We start from the raw sequence: 15,227 nt of genomic DNA, 5'->3' as shown, positions 1-15,227 counted from the left end.
CATCGGCATGGCCTCCAGGAACTCCTTTGCCCTGATGGCGCTGACCTCCTGGTCTATCCTCGCTCGGTGAATACGTACGTGAATCGCCTCGGCAGCGACGCACCGCAGACCGGCGCGCTGTCGGCGGACGCGAGCGTGGCGGTATGGGCTCTGGATACGACCTCTCGCGTGGTGGGCGGGCATGCGGTCGCCGAGGGTCTGCAGCTACTGGACGCCACCGAGCGGGAGCGGGCCGAGCGGCTGCTGCGGGAGGGCGACCGGCGCCGCTACCTGTCCTCCCACCTCGGGCTCCGGGCGCTGCTCGGCGGCTACCTCGGGCTGGCACCGGCCGAGGTGGTGATGGTCCGCGAGAAGTGCCCGTGCTGTGGCGGCCCGCACGGCAGGCCCGCCGTGGCCGACGCCGCACTGCACTTCTCCCTCTCGCACAGCGGCGACGTGGCCTACTTCGCCTTCGCCCAAGTGCCGGTCGGGGTCGACGTGGAGGAGATTCCCAGCGCGGCCGCGGTGGCCGACGTACTGACCACCCTGCACCCGGCGGAGATCGCAGAGCTGACCGCGCTCCCGGAGCCGGAGCGGCGGACGGCGACCGGCCGGGTGTGGTCCCGCAAGGAGGCCTACTTCAAGGGCACCGGTACGGGCCTGGCGCTCGGCCTGGCGGAGCCGTACGTGGGCTCCGCGAGCACCCCGGCGGTGGTCCCCGGCTGGATGCTGGCCGACCTGCCGGCCCCGCCCGGTTACACGGCGGCCCTCGCCCTCCACGCCCCGGAGCGGGCGTCGGCCTCCGCTTCCACGTAACGGCCCCGCACGTTCGGCCCGGTTCCGCACTGGGTCGCGCGAGCAGTGACCCGGGTCCGACCTTGCTGCGTGCGGTGCCGTTCGTACGACGTCAGAGGTGGCGGACCTCGGGCAGCGCCTCGTCCGCGATGCGGTGGAGGATGTCGGGGTCAGCCGTGTAGATGCCGTGCTCCCGAGGGGCATGCAGGACGAGGTGGGTGATGCCCGCCTTCGCGTACCGTTCCGCCTGGGCCAGGTAGGCGCCGGGCGAGGAGAGGAAGTCACCCGCGGACGGCGTGACCACGAAGACGCGGTCCATCTCGGCGAACTCGCGCCCGTGCCGGGAGCAGGCCTGCCGTAGTGCGGCGACCTGGGCGGTGACCGCTTCGAGGCACTCTTCGGGCGTGAAGCCCTTGGCCCAGTTCTTGGGTCCGGTCGTCACCCAGGCCTGGCCGTGCCGGGCGGCGAGATCGAGCCCCCGCGGACCGGCCGCGGCGATGGCGAGCGGGAGCCGGGGCTGCTGGACGCAGCCGGGGATCATCCTGGCCTCGTAGGCGGAGAAGTGCTCGCCCGTGAAGGTCGTCACGTCGGAGCGGAGCAGCCGGTCCGTCAGCTCCACGAACTCCGCGAAACGTGCGGCGCGTTCACTGGGCGTCAGGTCCTCCTGGGTGAGCACGTGCGAGTCGCCCGCCCCCACCGACCCCGCTCCGATGCCCAGGACGAACCGGCCGCCGGAGATGTCGTCGAGCGCGATGGCGTCCTTGGCCGCTGTCACCGGATGCCGGAAGTTGGGGGAGGTCACCATCGTGCCCAGGGTCATCCGACGGGTCACGACCGCCGCGGCGGCGAGCACCGGGAAGGTGGAGAACCAGGCCTCGTCCTGCAGACTCCGCCAGGACAGGTGGTCGTACGTCCAGGCAGAGTCGTAACCCAACTCGTCGACGGTCTGCCACAGTCGCGCGGACCGGGCCCAGCGCTTCTCCGGAAGGATCATTACGCCCGTACGCATGGCCGGCTCCGCCCTCAGCCTTCGGCGTCGATGACGACGGCGTCGGCCTCGACCTCCACCAGCAACGAGGGGTGGGCGAGGGCCGACACCTCCACGATGGTGCTGGCCGGCAGGACGTCTCCGAAGAACTGGAGGTGGACGGCGCCGATGGCCTCCAGGGCGCTGATGTCCGTGACGTAGAAGCGGGTGCGCACCACGTCCTTCAGCCCCGCGTCGGCGTCCTCGAGCGCACCTTGGATCCGGCGCAGGCACTCGGCCGTCTGCGCCACGATGTCCGACCCGCCGACCGGACCGTCGGGGGCGGAAGCGGTGCAGCCCGCCACGGTCACCCAGGGGCCCGTACGGACCGCGCGAGAATAGCCGAATATCTTCTCGAAATGAGTTCCGGCGGCAATGAGAGTGCGCTGCGACAAGGTATTCCTCCTCTTAGGGAAAACATGGGCAGAGTAGCCGGTTGCGGGCTCCGGATCGGAGAACTGTCCCGCCGGCGAGACAAGTCGGCCGACAACACACATTCGAACTTCCGGCCGATAGGTTGAGATGCGATCCCAGGTCACATGTTTGCACCCACAAAATGTCGGAGTTCTTCTACCACACCAGAAAGCACTCATGAACGTCTCTGATGCAAGAGATCTCTCGACCGCGCCGCCGAGGTCGGACAATTGGGAATACGGTGGCCATCTCTACGGACTGGAACCGCTCGCTCTCCCCGCGAAGTGGTCCCAGTGGACCCCTGCCGAGAGCTCGCTCCGGGGCGACGCCGCGGAGATCTCGCTGGGGGATCCCTCCGCGTGGGAGTGCGACGCCGAGACGGCGTCGGAGCTGCGGCCGGCCGACGACGGGGAGACGGAGCGGTTGTTCTGGTTCCGGTGGATCACCGGACATCAGACGACCTTCACCGTGTGGCAGCTGCTGGCCGAGACCCTGCACCAGGGCCGGCTCGCGGACACCGGCCCCGCTGCCGACGAACTGGCCCGCAGGGCCCGCTGCCTGGTCCGCGTCTACTCCCTGATGCTGCTGTACGCCAGCTCCCCGCCACAGGAGATGTACGAGCGGGTCATCAGGGACCCCATGGCACGCCAGCACCCCAACCTGAGCGGCGCCTGGGCCCGCGACTACGGAGACATACGGCCGCTCATCCGGGGCCGGATCGGCTTCGGCAGTAAGCTCGAAGCGGCAGAACTCGCCCTGGAATGCCAGCTGAACGAGCAGATCCACGAGGGCATAGCGGCGCGGGTCGTGCCCTCCGGGGTGTCCCTGCTGCTCTCCCCCAAAGCCCGCCGGCAGACCCGGCAGCTGAACCGGGAGACGCTGCTGTGGCTCTACGACGGCATCTTCCTGACCAGCAGGGCGCCCGTGTCGCGCGACACGGTGGTCCGCCAGCTCATCCGCCGGATCCACGCGATCCTCCTCGACATCCGCGCCAACGGGCTCTATCCGCTCAACGGCCCCGATTCCGCGCCCGAGCCCCCTGAGCTGATGACCGACAGCGTCCTGGCGTTGAAGGACTCTTTCGCCGGAGTTCTGCGCGAACTCGTCGATCTCTCACGACTGTCGGCGGCGGACATCGGCCAGCCCGTCACCGCCTCCTGAACCTCGACATTCGAAGAAACAGGTGTATCCATGGCTACAGCCCAAGAAGAAGAGAAGTCGGCGGCAGAGGCGCAGTACTGCGCCGACACCTTCAACGGTGCCATCGCCTCGGCCGCACTGAGCGCGGCGTGGGAGATCGGCCTGCTCGACGAGCTGGCCGTCAAGCGCCAGGTCGACATAGCGGAATTCGCCCGGGACCGCGAGGCCCACCCGGAGACCGTACGGGCCTTGCTGGTGGCTCTCTCGGCCCGGCGCATCGTGTCGCTCGACCCACTCAGGACGACAGCGTTCACCGACATGGGTTTCGAGCCGGCCTTCAGCACCAAGGGCTTTTTCTACTGGCTCACCCGCGGCTGCGGCGAACTGCTGACGACCCTCCCCACCAAGGTCGCGAACGAGGACAGGCAGGGCGACTACGCACGCCGGGACGCCCGCGCGATCAGCGTCGCCTGCCGCAACATCGCCCGCACCTTCTTCGACCCGCCGTTCCGGGACCTGGTCCGGGACCTCGACATCGGCACGGTCGCCGACCTCGGCTGCGGCAGCGGCGACCGGATCGTCATGCTGGCCGACATGCGGCCGGAGATCAGCGCGATCGGCATCGACGTGGCCGAGGGAGCGATCGCCGTCTCCCGGGACGCGGTCGCCGAGGCCGGGCTCGGGAACCGCATCACGCTGGTGCAGGACGACGTGCTGAGCTTGACCCCGCGCCCCGAGTACCAGGACGTGGACCTGGTCACCTGCTTCCTGATGGGACACGACTTCTGGCCCCGGGAGAACGCCGTGCGCACCCTGCGTTCCCTGCGCGAGACCTTCCCCAACATCAAGAACCTCGTCCTGGGCGACACCTGCCGTTCCACGGACGTGAACGGCCCCGAGCACCCCATGTTCACGCTCGGCTTCGAGACGGTGCACTCGGTCATGGGCCAGTACCTGCCCACCCTCGACGAGTGGAGCTCGACGATCGAGGAGGGCGGCTGGCGCATCGCCGACCGCCGCATGATCGACCTGCCCGCCTTCAGCTTCATCTACCGCCTCACACCGGCCTGAACACCAGGAGGACACCATGACCACCGAAGCAGCCTCGCAGGCCGGCCGGCAGCGCCCGCTCGTCGAGCAGAACCTGCCCGTCCTTCAGACGATCCCCGGCCACTACGGCCAGACCCCCTTCTTCCTCACCCAGGACATGCTCGGCGGGCAGCCCATCGAGATCGCCGGCGGCGAGATCAGCGACAAGGTCGGCAAGCCCGTCGCGGCCCCCCACACGCACGAGGTCCCGGAGATCTACGTCCTGATGTCTCCGGAGCCCGGCGGTGCGGTCATCGAGGTCGTCGCCGACGGCGAGACGCACGAACTGGTCTCCCCGGCCGTCATGCTGATCCCCACCGGAGTGGTGCACCACTTCGTCACCAAGAAGGCACAGCCGGGCAGTTACTGCCTGGGTGTGCTGCTCACCGGCGACAAGTCCGTTGCCGTCGGCTGATGACGCTCAAGACGAAGGGGCCTTCGGCGCAGACCGCGCCGAAGGCCCCTTCGTCCTGCCGGAGCGGCCGGGCGGCCGCTCCGGCAGGACGTGGTCAGGCGATCCGGGTCGTCCAGCCGAACGGGTCGGTACTGCGCCCGTACTGGATGTCCGTGAGCGCGGTGCGCAGCCGTTCCGTCACCGGGCCGGGCCGACCGTCACCGATGCGCAGGTCTCCCATGGCGCCGCGCACCGCGCCGATCGGCGCCACCACGGCCGCGGTTCCGCAGGAGAACACCTCCCGCAGCCGGCCCGAGGCGATGTCCGCCCGCCACTCCTCGACGGAGTAGGGCCGCTGTTCCACCGCCAGGCCCTCGGCCCGTGCCAGCGCGATGACCGAATCGCGCGTGATGCCGGGCAGGATCGAATCGCTGAGGGGCGGCGTGAGGAGGGAGCCGTCGTCGAACACGAAGAAGATGTTCATCCCGCCCAGCTCCTCCACATAACGCCGCTGGGCGGCATCGAGATAGACGACCTGGTCGCAGCCGGACTCCATCGCCCGGGCCTGGGGCAGCATCGACGCGGCGTAGTTGCCCCCGCACTTGGCCGCGCCCGTGCCGCCCGGCGCCGCCCGGGCGTGATCGTCCGAGACCCAGACGGTCAATGCCGCGCTCCCCGCGAACGCCGCGCCCACCGGGCAGGCGATCACCCCGAAGAGATATTCCCGGGCCGGGCGCATTCCGAGATACTCCTCGGTGGCTATCTGGAAGGGGCGCAGGTAGAGGCTGGTCCCCGGAGCCTCCGGCAGCCAGTCCAGATCCGTCCTGACGAGTCCCCGCGCGGCGCCCAGGAACACGTCCTCGGGAACGGCAGGCATGGCCATCCGGCGCGCCGACCGCCGCAGTCGCCGCGCGTTGTCCGCGGGCCGGAAGAACTGCGCGCCGCCGTCCGGCGTGCGATAGGCCTTGAGCCCCTCGAAAATCTCCTGGCCGTAGTGGAGCGCGGCGGTCGCCGGTGACAGTGGAATGGGGCCGAAGGGTTCGATCCGGGCGTCGTGCCACCCCTTTTCTTCTACATAACGGACGGTTGCCATGTGCTCGGTGAAAACCGTCCCGAATGTCGGATTCTGCAGTCGTGCCGTCCGCTCCTCCGACGCCAGCGGGTTCTTCGTCAGATGCCGCTCGAAGGTGAATTCACTTGCGCTTTCCATGAGTCATACCTCTGTAGATCGGCCAGAATCAGACGAGCACAGGATAGCTTCGTGTCCCGCTGGCGAGACGACGAAAAGGACGGTGGGCGGCAGCCATGGGAAACCCTTTTGACGACGAGAGCGCAACATTTCTCGTATTGACCAACGACGAGTTGCAGTGCTCCCTCTGGCCTTCGTTCGCCGATGTTCCACAGGGCTGGCGCATCGCTTTCCCAGAGGACAGTCGGCAGAACTGCCTCGCGTACATAGAGGAGAACTGGACGGACATGCGTCCCAAGAGCCTGGTCGACCAGATGGAGAACCTGGGCGGTGTGCCGCGGTGAACGCAGGACGCCCGGAACTCAGCGGCACCTTCGGCGCCGTCTCCTCCACACACTGGCTGCCGACCGCGACCGCCATGTCGATTCTGGAACGCGGCGGCAACGCCTTCGACGCCGCCGCCGCGGCGGGCTTCGTCCTCCAGGTCGTGGAGCCGCACTTCAACGGACTCGGCGGCGACGTACCGGTGCTGTCGTACGCGGCCGCCACGGACTCGGTCCAGGTCGTGTGCGGCCAGGGCCCGATGCCCGCCACGGCCACCATCGAACACTTCCGTGCACTGGGGCTGAGCCACATACCCGGCTCGGGTCTGCTGCCCGCCGTGGTGCCCGGAGCCTTCGGCGCCTGGATGCGGACGTTGGCCGAACACGGCACGCTGCCGCTCGCCGACATCCTGGAGCACGCCATCGGGTACGCCGAGAACGGCGTTCCGCTGCTGCCCGGCGCGGCGGACGCCATCGAGGTGCTCGCCCCGCTCTTCGCCGAGGAGTGGAGCGAGTCGGGTCGGGTCTACCTGCCCGGTGGACGCCCGCCGAAGGCCGGCTCACTGTTCCGCAACCAGTCGCTCGCCGACACCTACAAGCGCCTGCTGAAGGAGGCCTCCGCCGCCGGCGGTGGACGCGAGGCCCAGATCGAGGCAGCCGAACGCGCCTTCTACCAGGGCTTCGTCGCCGAGGCGATCGACTCGTTCGTCACCAGCAGCGAGGTCCTCGACTCCACGGGGCGCCGCCACCGCGGCCTGCTCACCGGCCAGGACCTGGCCGACTGGCACGCCACGGTCGAGCCTTCGGTGAGCCTCCCCTACGGCCCCTACACCGTGCACAAGCCCGGCGCCTGGTCCCAGAGTCCCGTCTTCCTCCAGCAGCTGGCGCTGCTCGACGGCTTCGACCTCGGCGCCATGGGGTTGGACAGCGCCGACTACATCCACACCGTCGCCGAATGCGCCAAGCTCGCCTTCGCGGACCGCGAGGCCTGGTACGGCGATCCCGATCACAGCGACGTCCCGCTCGACGTCCTGCTGAGCCCCGCTTACACGGCGGAGCGGCGGGCGCTGGTGGAGGCCGGAGCCTCGGGAGTGCTGCGGCCGGGCTCACCGAGCGGACGCACGCCCTTCATCCCCGAGCAGACCATGGAGACCTTGCCGCCGGGCGGCGACTGGCGCGACCAGATCAAGAACGGCTTGCCCACCGTCGTCAAGGCCACGGCCGCCCGTAACGACACCTGCACCATCTCCGTGGCCGACCGCTTCGGCAACATGGTGGTCGCGGTCCCCAGTGGTGGCTGGCTCAAGAGCTCCCCGGTGGTGCCCGGTCTCGGCTTCTCGCTCGGCACCCGCGGACAGACGATGACCCTCACCGAGGGCCACCCCAACTCCGTCGGCCCCCGCCGCCGTCCCCGCACCACCCTCAGCCCCACGCTGGCGCTGCGGGACGGCAAGCCGGCGCTCGCGTTCGGTACGCCTGGCGGCGACCGCCAGGACCAGTGGACCCTCGGCTTCTTCCTCGCCGTCGCCGACTTCGGCGTCGACCTCCAGGCAGCGACCGAGACCCTGGCCTTCCACACCGACCACTTCTCCGCCTCGTTCACCCCGCACGAGTCCCGGCCCAAGGTGCTCACCGTGGAGCGCACCTGCGATCCCGAGGTGGTGGAGGAGCTGCGCGCCCGCGGACACGAGGTGGAGCTCGCGCCCGCGTTCTCACTGGGCAAGGTCTGCGCCGTCGCGACGGACCGGGAAGAGGGACTGCTGCGAGCAGCGGCGAGCCCGCGCGGCCGGCAGACGTACGCCGCATGCCGATGAACCCACGACCGAAGGAGGCCGCTGTGCTCGACACCGAGTCCCAGCCCGACCCGGCACAACTGACGCTCCATCACTTGGCAGTGCAGACCGCCGATCTCGACGCCAGCATCTCCTGGTACCGGGAGTTCCTGGGTGCCGAGGTGACCTGGACCCTGGACACCTTCTCCGACCTGAGCATGGAACGGCTACCGGGACTCTCGGGCCTGGCGGAGATCATGGTGGGCGGGATGCGGTTCCATCTGTTCTCCCGCGGCCCGGAGCACGCCGACCCGCCACCGGCGGACACCAACCAGTTCCAGCACGCCTGCATCGAGGTGCGGACCCCGGAGCAGCTGCGACTGTGGCGCGAGCGGTGGGTCGATGTGTACGAGACCGGCGGATACGCCTTCGTCCGGGACGTGCCGCCCACCGAGATCGTCGTCGACGGCGACGGTGTCGAAAGCTTCTACGCATTCGACATCAACGGCATCGAGTTCGAGTTCACCTACCTCCCGGGCGAGCGGGCGGCCTGACCCCGGGCCCGCCCGGAGTCAGGCTCCACGGCCGGTCTCCGGGCGGCCGACCCGGGGCGCGGCCGAGCCCTTTCAGTCACCACCCTCGACGGCACCGGCGTCGTCGAGCAGGAACCCCGAGGTGGCCAGCAAGTATCCGAGCTGCGCACGGCTTCCGCTGCCGAGGTGTTCCGACACCTTGCGTACGTGCTCCGCGACACTGCGTCGGCTCATCCCCAGCTGCCGCGCGATGGATTCGTCGGTCTCCCCGGACACGACGGCCTGCAGGATCGTACGCTGGATGTCCGATACGACGACGCTCGGTCGCAGCGCCGAGTCGGGGTCCGCGACCGGGATGCTGCGCTTCCAGTCGCGGTCGAAGGACCGGGCGAGGAAGCGGACCACGGCCGGATGCCGTACTTCGAGCGCCGCGGTGCCGCGGTCGTCGGACACCGGCATGAAGGCGACCTTGCGGTCGCAGATGATCAGCCGCTCGAACACCTCGGTCAGCGTGCGCACTTCCGCGTCCGCCCGGGTGATCTGCCGGATGTAGGCGAGTGTGGGCCCGTGGTGACGCACCGTGTGCTGGTACAAGGTGCGCTGCCGGGTCCCGCGGGCGAGCAGTCGCATGTCCCGCTCGAGCGCGCGGGCGAGATCGTCCGCCTTGCGGCCGCCACCCGGCTGAGCGGTCAGCAACTCCTCCTGGCAGGCGTCCACCGCCGCCGCCAACGCTCCGTTGATGGCGGTTTCGCCGCGAAGAAGTGTGAACGACTGCTGCTCACCCCTTCTGGTGTCCGCGTAGACCTCCTCGAACAGCGAGAAGGCCGCCATGAGAGATCTCTCCTTGTATCTCTTGGCGGCCAGTTCCTCTTGGAGGGGCTGCAGCACCGTGAAGGCCGCCGCGTGCGGGGGTACCGGAACCAGGGCTTCCGAGTCGTGGGTACGGGGCTGCACGAGGCCGAGCGCCAGCAAGCACGCCGGCACCGGTCCGGCCGCGAACTCATCCTTCTGCAGCGCCGATTGGTAGTGGCGCAGTGCAACCGGACATACCGTCGAACCAGGGCGGGTGTCGCACATGTCCGACTCTGAGCATACTTGATCATCGTTCACAAAGTTGCACGTTACCTTCGTGCAGTCGCTCCTCCCTCGTGCTTTTGCCGGGCGGCGGCCAGGATGGAGACCGCTGGAAGACGCACCGCGAAGGAAGCACTTATGTTGAAACTTTTCGTGAAGACACTTCTCGCTACTACGGCGGCAGTTCTGGCAATTCTGCTGCCCATGTCACTGCCGTCGTACGCGGAGTCGCCGGCCGACCCCATCACGCAACCCTCGGAATTCATCTCCCTCGACTCGGCCTGGGGGCCGTGACCTCCGTGCCCGTGAAACAGACCGAGCACGCGACGATCCGAAGGAGTTGACCTGGTGGCCACCGATCTCCTCAAAGGGCGCTCCAAGGAAGCGCATCGCCGGAGCGAACGGGTTCCGGCGGAGATTCCTGCCGCGCTGCTCCCCGGTGACGCGTCCATCGCCATGGAGAGAACCCGGCTGCGCCTTCCGGAGAACCTCCCGCTGGACGAGTGGTGTCGAATCGGAGACCGCATCCTCTCCATCTCCGATTCCTCCGCCTGGTGGATCGGCGATTGGCTCGCCTTCGGTCAGCAGCAGTACCGCGACCGGTACCAGCGGGCCATGCGGGAGACCATGCTCGACTACCAGACCCTTCGGAACTACGTATGGGTCGCCAAGAAGTTCGCGCCCTCCCGGCGACGCGAGAAACTGACCTTCCAACACCACATGGAAGTCGCCGGCCTGCCGGAGGAGCAGCAGAACCACTGGCTGGACTTCGCCGAGCGCTTCAAGTGGTCGCGCAACGAGCTGCGCAGGCAGATCAAGGCGAGCACCGCACCCGATGAGATCACGCCCCGGACCGGTGAGGTCGAGCTGAGTCTCAGGCTGGCGGAGAACCGGGTCCGGCGCTGGGAGGAGGCCGCGCAGCAGAGCAACAAGAGTCTGACCGACTGGATCTCAGCGGTGCTCGACAGCGCCGCCTGACGACGGAGAGGTTTCCCATGGAAATTCGGAGTGGCTACTCACAGTCCGTGCGGGCCGAGGTGGCCGAGCTGCACGACGCGGAACTGATCGGCACCTGGCAGCAGTTCCAGGCGTCCACCATGCCGGGCCTCATCAGCGCCATGCATCTGTGCCACGCCATCCACGCCCTGTCCGACACGGGCCTGCTCGAGCGGCTGCGCGACGGCCGCAACAGCGCCGACGAGGGCTTGCTGGAGGGCATGAACCAGCGCATCGCCGCGAACGTGCTGCGCTACCTGGTGGTGCGCGGGCTGCTGGAGGAGTGGCAGGGCACCTACACCCTCACCTACCAGGGCGAGCTGCTGACCTCGGAGATATCGCTCGCCCGGCTCGGCTTCTACGTGGAGGCATACGGGCCGGTCACCCAGCGGATGAGCGACCTGATCACCGGCAAGGCGGTGTACGGCACCGATGTGCAGCGCAGCAACGGCCCTCTGAGCCGGCACTGCGGCACCGTGTTCGCGAAGTACTACACGCCGATCGTCCGGGAGGCGATGGCCGGCCGGGGAGCCAAGCGCATCCTGGACCTGGGCTGCGGAGCGGGCCAGCTGCTGATCGACGTCTGCCTCAGCGATCCCGAGGTCACCGGAGTCGGCCTGGACATCGCACCCGCGGCCGTCGAGGTCGCCCGGGAACAGGCCCGACGGCACGGCCTGGAGGACCGGCTGGAGTTCGTGGTCGGCGACGCCTTCGACCCGACGACCTGGCCGGAGGTGTGCAACGGGGTCGAGGTCATCAGCGGCATCGGCGTCCTGCACGAGCACTTCCGCGACGGCGACCAGGCCGTCGTGGACATCCTCGACGCCTACGCCGAGGTCCTCACCGGGGAGAAGATGCTGCTCATCGGCGAGCCGGAGCCGTACTACGACGACCGTGAGAACGATTCCGACTTCTTCCTGATGCACGTGCTGACCGACCAGGGTTTCCCCGTCGACAGGTCGGACTGGGCAGACGTCATCGAGCGGTCCAAGCTCACTTGCCGACGCGTACTGACCCGCGCCACCGCCGGCCCCCGCATGTGCTTCTACGACCTCGCCCCGCGAGGCTAGCCATGACGCGGTACCAGGAGCAGCGCCCATGCGCTCCGCGCTCATAGTGGGAACCGGCGCGATCGGCACGTCGATCGCGCTGGCCCTGCGCGCACGCGGCGTCGTCACCCATCTGCGGGACACCGACGCCGGCGCGGCGCGAACCGCCGAGGGCGTCGGCGCGGGCACCACCGCCGCACCGGACGGCACCGTTGATGTCGCCGTCCTCGCGGTGCCCCCCGCCGCGGTGGCCACCACGCTGGTGGCCCTCCAGCAGGAGGGTGCCGCCCGGTGCTACACCGATGTCGCCGGCGTGAAGGCGCTGCCGGAACGCGAGATCGAGGCCCTCGGCTGCGACCCGACGTCCGTCGTGGGCGGGCACCCGCTGGTGGGCAACGGACGCCCCGGGCCGCTTGCCGCCAGGGCCGACCTCTTCGAGGGGTACCCCTGGGCACTGGTGCCCACCGAGGCCACGGCCAACCGGGCGCTCAACATCGCGCTCACGCTCGTGTCCCTGTGCGGTGCCACCCCGGTCTTCCTGGACGCGGAGGGGCACGATCTGGCCATGGCACGTGTGTCCCACGCCCCGCACCTGATCTCCACCCTGCTGGCCGGCCGGCTGCGGGACACCGAGGCCTCCGCTCTGAGGCTGGCCGGCAAGGAGCTCCTCGACGTCACGCGGGGCGCGGGCGCCAGCCCCGCGCTCTGGGCGGATCTGCTGTCCGCGAACGCCGCCGCGGTCGCCGACGTGCTGGAGGCGTTCGCCGAGGACACCCTCGGCGCCGCCGCCGTGCTCCGCGCACCCGGCGCCCCGGGTGCGGCGCCGCTGCTGGACCTCCTGCGCAAGGGAACCCAGGGGCAGGTCGCCCTGCCCGGGAAGTACGGCGTGCCGCCCGCGTCCCTCGCCACCGTGCACGTCGTCGTGGGGGACGACCTCAAGCAGTACGCCCGGTTCTTCGGGGACATGGCCGCGGGCGGTGTGGCCGTCGACGACATCGCCATCGACCGTTCGGCCCACCAGGGCACGGCACGGATGTCCCTCACCGTCTCCGCCGCCAACAAACCCGTGCTCGTCTCGCGACTGCGACGGCTTAACTGGCATGTCCAGGGCGGGTAACGGCAGCTGCGCGTCCGCGTCACGACCCGTCGAGCCCCCGGAGACCTCCGCGCCGCTCACTCAAGAAGACCCGTCCCGCCTTGCTGTGTCCTGCCCCGCCTGGCCGCCGCCGGCCGGCGCAGTGCCCCCGGCGAGGGCGGTGCACAGTGCGCTCGTGATCCAGTGCGCGTGATCGAGCGCCGCCACGGCATGCGCGATCGCGTCGACGCCGCACGCCACCCCCTGTTGCGGTGACCGGACGGCGGCCAGCCGAGCGGCGGCCGCGCCGATCACGACGTCGCCGCCGGCCGCTGCTCGTGCCGACCCCCGCCCCCGCAGAGTCAGCCCGAGCTGCTGGTGGGCGAAGAACGCCAGTATCCGCGCCCCGCGCACCTGGTCTTCCGATGCCCGCACGACCGCCTGGACACGTCGCGCCGTTCGGCTCTCCGCCTCGCACACCAGCAGATCGCCCTGCCGGATCACCTCGTCGCGCAACGCGCACAGCTGCCGTTGCGCGGCCCACAGCACGTAGGGCTCTCGCAACCGCAACTCGGCGGACACGCCCCGCGGATCCAGGGCCGGGCCCCACACCACCAGTGGACGGAGCCGCGCGGCGCAGCCCATCGTCGTGTCGATCAAGGAGCGCAGCCGTAGCTGGTGATGGAGGGCGCAGGCCAGTTCCGCCTCCTCACCCCGGACGAAGTCCTGTACGAAACCGCTGTCCCAGGGCACCGGATCGACCCGGAGTTCGCGCAGCACCTGATCGGCGGGCGACTGCTTCCAGCCGCCCGGGATCCGCTGCCACGCGAAGCCGTTGCCGGCGCAGCTCCGTGCGGCGTGGCCGAGGGGCATCGTGCCCTGGCCCGGAGGCCACGGCACGACCGGTGTGTAGCCCCGGTTCCATTGCCGGGCGAAGGTGCGCCAGACGTCGGCCGAGGGCCCCTTCAGGTCGCTCGCCAAGGTCTGGAGCCGCGACCACACCATGGTCCGGACGACCTCGGGCGGCAGGACGTACCCGGTCGCGGCCGGTCCGGGCGGGGCGACCGGCTGAGCCTCCGGTGCGCCCGAGCAGGTGGCGGGCCGGACTCCGGGGCGGTCGGTGGGGATGATCCTCCTGCCCCATCCGGACTGCCCCAGAAACGCGGCCACAGGGCAGGGCGGGTCCCAGCCCGACGGCCGCGCGTCAGTCGCCACGGTTGCGGTCCGCGGCGTACGCCTCCGCCATCGCCACCGCGATCCGCCGCGGCCCGGTGAACGGCTCGCGGCTGTGCGCCGTCAGCATGTTGTCGATGACCAGCACGTCGCCCCGCTGGTAGTCGAACCGGTAGCTCGCCCTGCGGTAGCAGTCCCGCAGATGGTCCAGGACGTCGTCCGGGATCGGCGCGCCGTCGCCGTAGAAGGTGTTGGTCGGCATCTCATCGTCCCGGAACAGCTCCCGGAGCGTGCTGCACACCTCCGGCTCCAGGCTCGTCACATGGAAGAACGTGGCGTGATTGAACCAAACGTGTTCCTTGGTGGAGGGGTGGGTGTGCACCGCGGAACGGGTGGCCGTGGTCCGCAGCGTTCCGTCGTCCAGCCAGAGGGTCCCGATGCCGTTCGCGGCGCAGTAGCGGTCCGCCTCGCCCCGGTCGTCCGTGCCGAAGACATCGCGCCAGGACAGGCCGAGCCCGTCGCGGAAGTTTCGGACCACCTGCCAGCCGCGGTCTGCGAACTCTTCGCGGACCGCGGGCTCGATGAGCTCGTAGACCGTGCGGATGTCGGCGAGGGCCGTCGCGCCCAGGGTGTGCGGAGGCTCCACGCAGTGGAAGTAGAGCGCCATCGGCCAGCTGAGCTGGTACGAGTTCTCGTTGTGGAAGAAGATCTCCTCGTTGGCCGGATAGTCGGTGGACGTGTAGATGTGGCCCTCGATGGGGCTGCGGGGCGAGGACCGCTCCGCGTAGGCGAGCGGGGTCCCGGACAGCGCGCGGACGGTGTCGTCGAACGCGCTGAGCTCGTGGACGCCGAAGTCTCGGAAGAGAACGGAACCATCGGCCAACAGGTCGTCCCGCAACTGCCCGCGGTGTTGGGCCACGTAGGCGGACAGGCTGCTGCCCCCGCCCTCGATCGTCCGTATGGTGCGCGTGTCTGGCATGGGCTTCCTCTGGGGATCTCGTACGGGATCAGGCCGGCCTGGCGTTGTCGGAGCCGCGGGCCGCAAGCATGCCTCGAACGTCGTCGACGGGCAGCCCCGTCACATCGGCGGTGACCAGAACCTCCACCTCGTGGGCGAGTTGGTGGATGGTCGGGTTTTCGAAGATGGTGCGTACGGGGCAGTTGATTTTGAAGGTTTGGGTTATGCGGGTGGCGACTTGTGTGGC

The 15,227-nt window shown here is 69.5% G+C and carries 17 protein-coding genes; 10 read left to right on the top strand and 7 right to left on the bottom strand.

Annotated features, from left to right (window positions below; genetic code table 11):
* The first annotated feature begins 66 nt into the window (after positions 1 to 66).
* Positions 67 to 795 carry a 4'-phosphopantetheinyl transferase family protein gene (locus tag ACFWBY_RS29570; RefSeq protein ID WP_385344786.1) on the top strand — a complete coding sequence of 243 codons (729 nt, stop codon included), beginning with the start codon at positions 67 to 69 and terminating at the stop codon, positions 793 to 795.
* A 91-nt stretch (positions 796 to 886) separates the two neighbouring features.
* Here the strand turns inward: ACFWBY_RS29570 and ACFWBY_RS29565 are convergent, their stop codons facing one another.
* Both ACFWBY_RS29565 and ACFWBY_RS29560 read right to left on the bottom strand, forming a co-directional pair.
* Entirely contained in the window at positions 887 to 1,783 is an 897-nt protein-coding gene (locus tag ACFWBY_RS29565; RefSeq protein WP_385344783.1) for an LLM class flavin-dependent oxidoreductase, read from the bottom strand.
* Positions 1,784 to 1,797: 14 nt separating this feature from the next.
* A complete protein-coding gene (locus ACFWBY_RS29560) occupies positions 1,798 to 2,196 on the bottom strand; it encodes a RidA family protein (RefSeq protein WP_384875728.1) in 399 nt (132 codons plus the stop codon).
* A 196-nt stretch (positions 2,197 to 2,392) separates the two neighbouring features.
* On the opposite strand from ACFWBY_RS29560, the gene ACFWBY_RS29555 reads away from it, so the two are divergent.
* Genes ACFWBY_RS29555 through ACFWBY_RS29545 form a run of 3 tightly spaced genes read left to right on the top strand, consistent with a single transcriptional unit; the run spans position 2,393 to position 4,859 of the window.
* Complete coding sequence (locus tag ACFWBY_RS29555; protein ID WP_385344779.1) at positions 2,393 to 3,376, top strand: L-tyrosine 3-hydroxylase; 984 nt, start codon at positions 2,393 to 2,395, stop codon at positions 3,374 to 3,376.
* A gap of 30 nt (positions 3,377 to 3,406) precedes the next feature.
* Entirely contained in the window at positions 3,407 to 4,426 is a 1,020-nt protein-coding gene (locus tag ACFWBY_RS29550; protein WP_385344776.1) for a class I SAM-dependent methyltransferase, read from the top strand.
* A 16-nt stretch (positions 4,427 to 4,442) separates the two neighbouring features.
* Complete coding sequence (locus ACFWBY_RS29545) at positions 4,443 to 4,859, top strand: cupin domain-containing protein (protein WP_385344774.1); 417 nt, start codon at positions 4,443 to 4,445, stop codon at positions 4,857 to 4,859.
* Positions 4,860 to 4,953: 94 nt separating this feature from the next.
* Here the strand turns inward: ACFWBY_RS29545 and ACFWBY_RS29540 are convergent, their stop codons facing one another.
* Positions 4,954 to 6,048, bottom strand: coding sequence for a branched-chain amino acid aminotransferase (locus ACFWBY_RS29540; protein WP_385344701.1), 1,095 nt, complete (start codon positions 6,046 to 6,048; stop codon positions 4,954 to 4,956).
* 95 nt (positions 6,049 to 6,143) lie between these two features.
* Here ACFWBY_RS29540 and ACFWBY_RS29535 point away from each other — a divergent pair, with 95 nt between their 5' ends.
* Genes ACFWBY_RS29535 through ACFWBY_RS29525 form a run of 3 tightly spaced genes read left to right on the top strand, consistent with a single transcriptional unit; the run spans position 6,144 to position 8,676 of the window.
* Positions 6,144 to 6,371, top strand: coding sequence for an MbtH family protein (locus ACFWBY_RS29535; RefSeq protein WP_384875741.1), 228 nt, complete (start codon positions 6,144 to 6,146; stop codon positions 6,369 to 6,371).
* A complete protein-coding gene (locus ACFWBY_RS29530) occupies positions 6,368 to 8,164 on the top strand; it encodes a gamma-glutamyltransferase family protein (protein ID WP_385344698.1) in 1,797 nt (598 codons plus the stop codon). The genes ACFWBY_RS29535 and ACFWBY_RS29530 overlap by 4 nt, the downstream gene beginning before the upstream one ends.
* Before the next feature lie 23 nt (positions 8,165 to 8,187).
* Positions 8,188 to 8,676: a VOC family protein gene (locus ACFWBY_RS29525; RefSeq protein WP_385344695.1), complete on the top strand. Its 489-nt coding sequence runs from the start codon at positions 8,188 to 8,190 to the stop codon at positions 8,674 to 8,676.
* Between the two features lie 72 nt (positions 8,677 to 8,748).
* On the opposite strand, the gene ACFWBY_RS29520 is transcribed toward ACFWBY_RS29525, so the two are convergent.
* Positions 8,749 to 9,609 carry a LuxR C-terminal-related transcriptional regulator gene (locus tag ACFWBY_RS29520; RefSeq protein WP_385344692.1) on the bottom strand — a complete coding sequence of 287 codons (861 nt, stop codon included), beginning with the start codon at positions 9,607 to 9,609 and terminating at the stop codon, positions 8,749 to 8,751.
* 468 nt (positions 9,610 to 10,077) lie between these two features.
* Here ACFWBY_RS29520 and ACFWBY_RS29515 point away from each other — a divergent pair, with 468 nt between their 5' ends.
* From ACFWBY_RS29515 to ACFWBY_RS29505, 3 genes are read left to right on the top strand one after another with little or no spacing between them, the layout of a single operon-like run.
* Positions 10,078 to 10,707: an LmbU family transcriptional regulator gene (locus ACFWBY_RS29515; protein ID WP_385344690.1), complete on the top strand. Its 630-nt coding sequence runs from the start codon at positions 10,078 to 10,080 to the stop codon at positions 10,705 to 10,707.
* 17 nt (positions 10,708 to 10,724) lie between these two features.
* Positions 10,725 to 11,795, top strand: coding sequence for a methyltransferase domain-containing protein (locus ACFWBY_RS29510; RefSeq protein ID WP_385344688.1), 1,071 nt, complete (start codon positions 10,725 to 10,727; stop codon positions 11,793 to 11,795).
* A 28-nt stretch (positions 11,796 to 11,823) separates the two neighbouring features.
* Positions 11,824 to 12,891 carry a prephenate dehydrogenase gene (locus ACFWBY_RS29505; protein ID WP_385344685.1) on the top strand — a complete coding sequence of 356 codons (1,068 nt, stop codon included), beginning with the start codon at positions 11,824 to 11,826 and terminating at the stop codon, positions 12,889 to 12,891.
* 60 nt (positions 12,892 to 12,951) lie between these two features.
* On the opposite strand, the gene ACFWBY_RS29500 is transcribed toward ACFWBY_RS29505, so the two are convergent.
* From ACFWBY_RS29500 to ACFWBY_RS29490, 3 genes are all read right to left on the bottom strand, one after another.
* Complete coding sequence (locus ACFWBY_RS29500) at positions 12,952 to 14,019, bottom strand: aromatic amino acid lyase (protein WP_385344682.1); 1,068 nt, start codon at positions 14,017 to 14,019, stop codon at positions 12,952 to 12,954.
* Positions 14,020 to 14,053: 34 nt separating this feature from the next.
* The gene (locus ACFWBY_RS29495; RefSeq protein ID WP_385344679.1) at positions 14,054 to 15,001 is read right to left on the bottom strand and encodes a TauD/TfdA family dioxygenase; all 948 of its coding nucleotides are present in this window, start codon (positions 14,999 to 15,001) and stop codon (positions 14,054 to 14,056) included.
* A gap of 28 nt (positions 15,002 to 15,029) precedes the next feature.
* A partial coding sequence (locus tag ACFWBY_RS29490) for a phosphopantetheine-binding protein (protein WP_385344676.1) occupies positions 15,030 to 15,227 on the bottom strand: 198 nt, incomplete at its 5' end.

Origin of the sequence: Streptomyces sp. NPDC060049, assembly GCF_042736715.1 — a bacterium.
In the GTDB taxonomy this organism is placed as follows: Bacteria; Actinomycetota; Actinomycetes; order Streptomycetales; family Streptomycetaceae; genus Streptomyces.
This window is presented reverse-complemented; position numbering and strand designations above follow the sequence as displayed.

Bases quoted from the DNA above. Each gene is read 5' to 3' on its own strand.
- ACFWBY_RS29550 (WP_385344776.1), top strand. From the start codon at position 3,407: ATGGCTACAGCCCAAGAAGAAGAGAAGTCGGCGGCAGAGGCGCAGTAC.
- ACFWBY_RS29555 (WP_385344779.1), top strand. From the start codon at position 2,393: ATGAACGTCTCTGATGCAAGAGATCTCTCGACCGCGCCGCCGAGGTCG.
- ACFWBY_RS29540 (WP_385344701.1), bottom strand. From the start codon at position 6,048: ATGGAAAGCGCAAGTGAATTCACCTTCGAGCGGCATCTGACGAAGAAC.
- ACFWBY_RS29495 (WP_385344679.1), bottom strand. From the start codon at position 15,001: ATGCCAGACACGCGCACCATACGGACGATCGAGGGCGGGGGCAGCAGC.
- ACFWBY_RS29535 (WP_384875741.1), top strand. From the start codon at position 6,144: ATGGGAAACCCTTTTGACGACGAGAGCGCAACATTTCTCGTATTGACC.
- ACFWBY_RS29565 (WP_385344783.1), bottom strand. From the start codon at position 1,783: ATGCGTACGGGCGTAATGATCCTTCCGGAGAAGCGCTGGGCCCGGTCC.
- ACFWBY_RS29510 (WP_385344688.1), top strand. From the start codon at position 10,725: ATGGAAATTCGGAGTGGCTACTCACAGTCCGTGCGGGCCGAGGTGGCC.
- ACFWBY_RS29545 (WP_385344774.1), top strand. From the start codon at position 4,443: ATGACCACCGAAGCAGCCTCGCAGGCCGGCCGGCAGCGCCCGCTCGTC.
- ACFWBY_RS29505 (WP_385344685.1), top strand. From the start codon at position 11,824: ATGCGCTCCGCGCTCATAGTGGGAACCGGCGCGATCGGCACGTCGATC.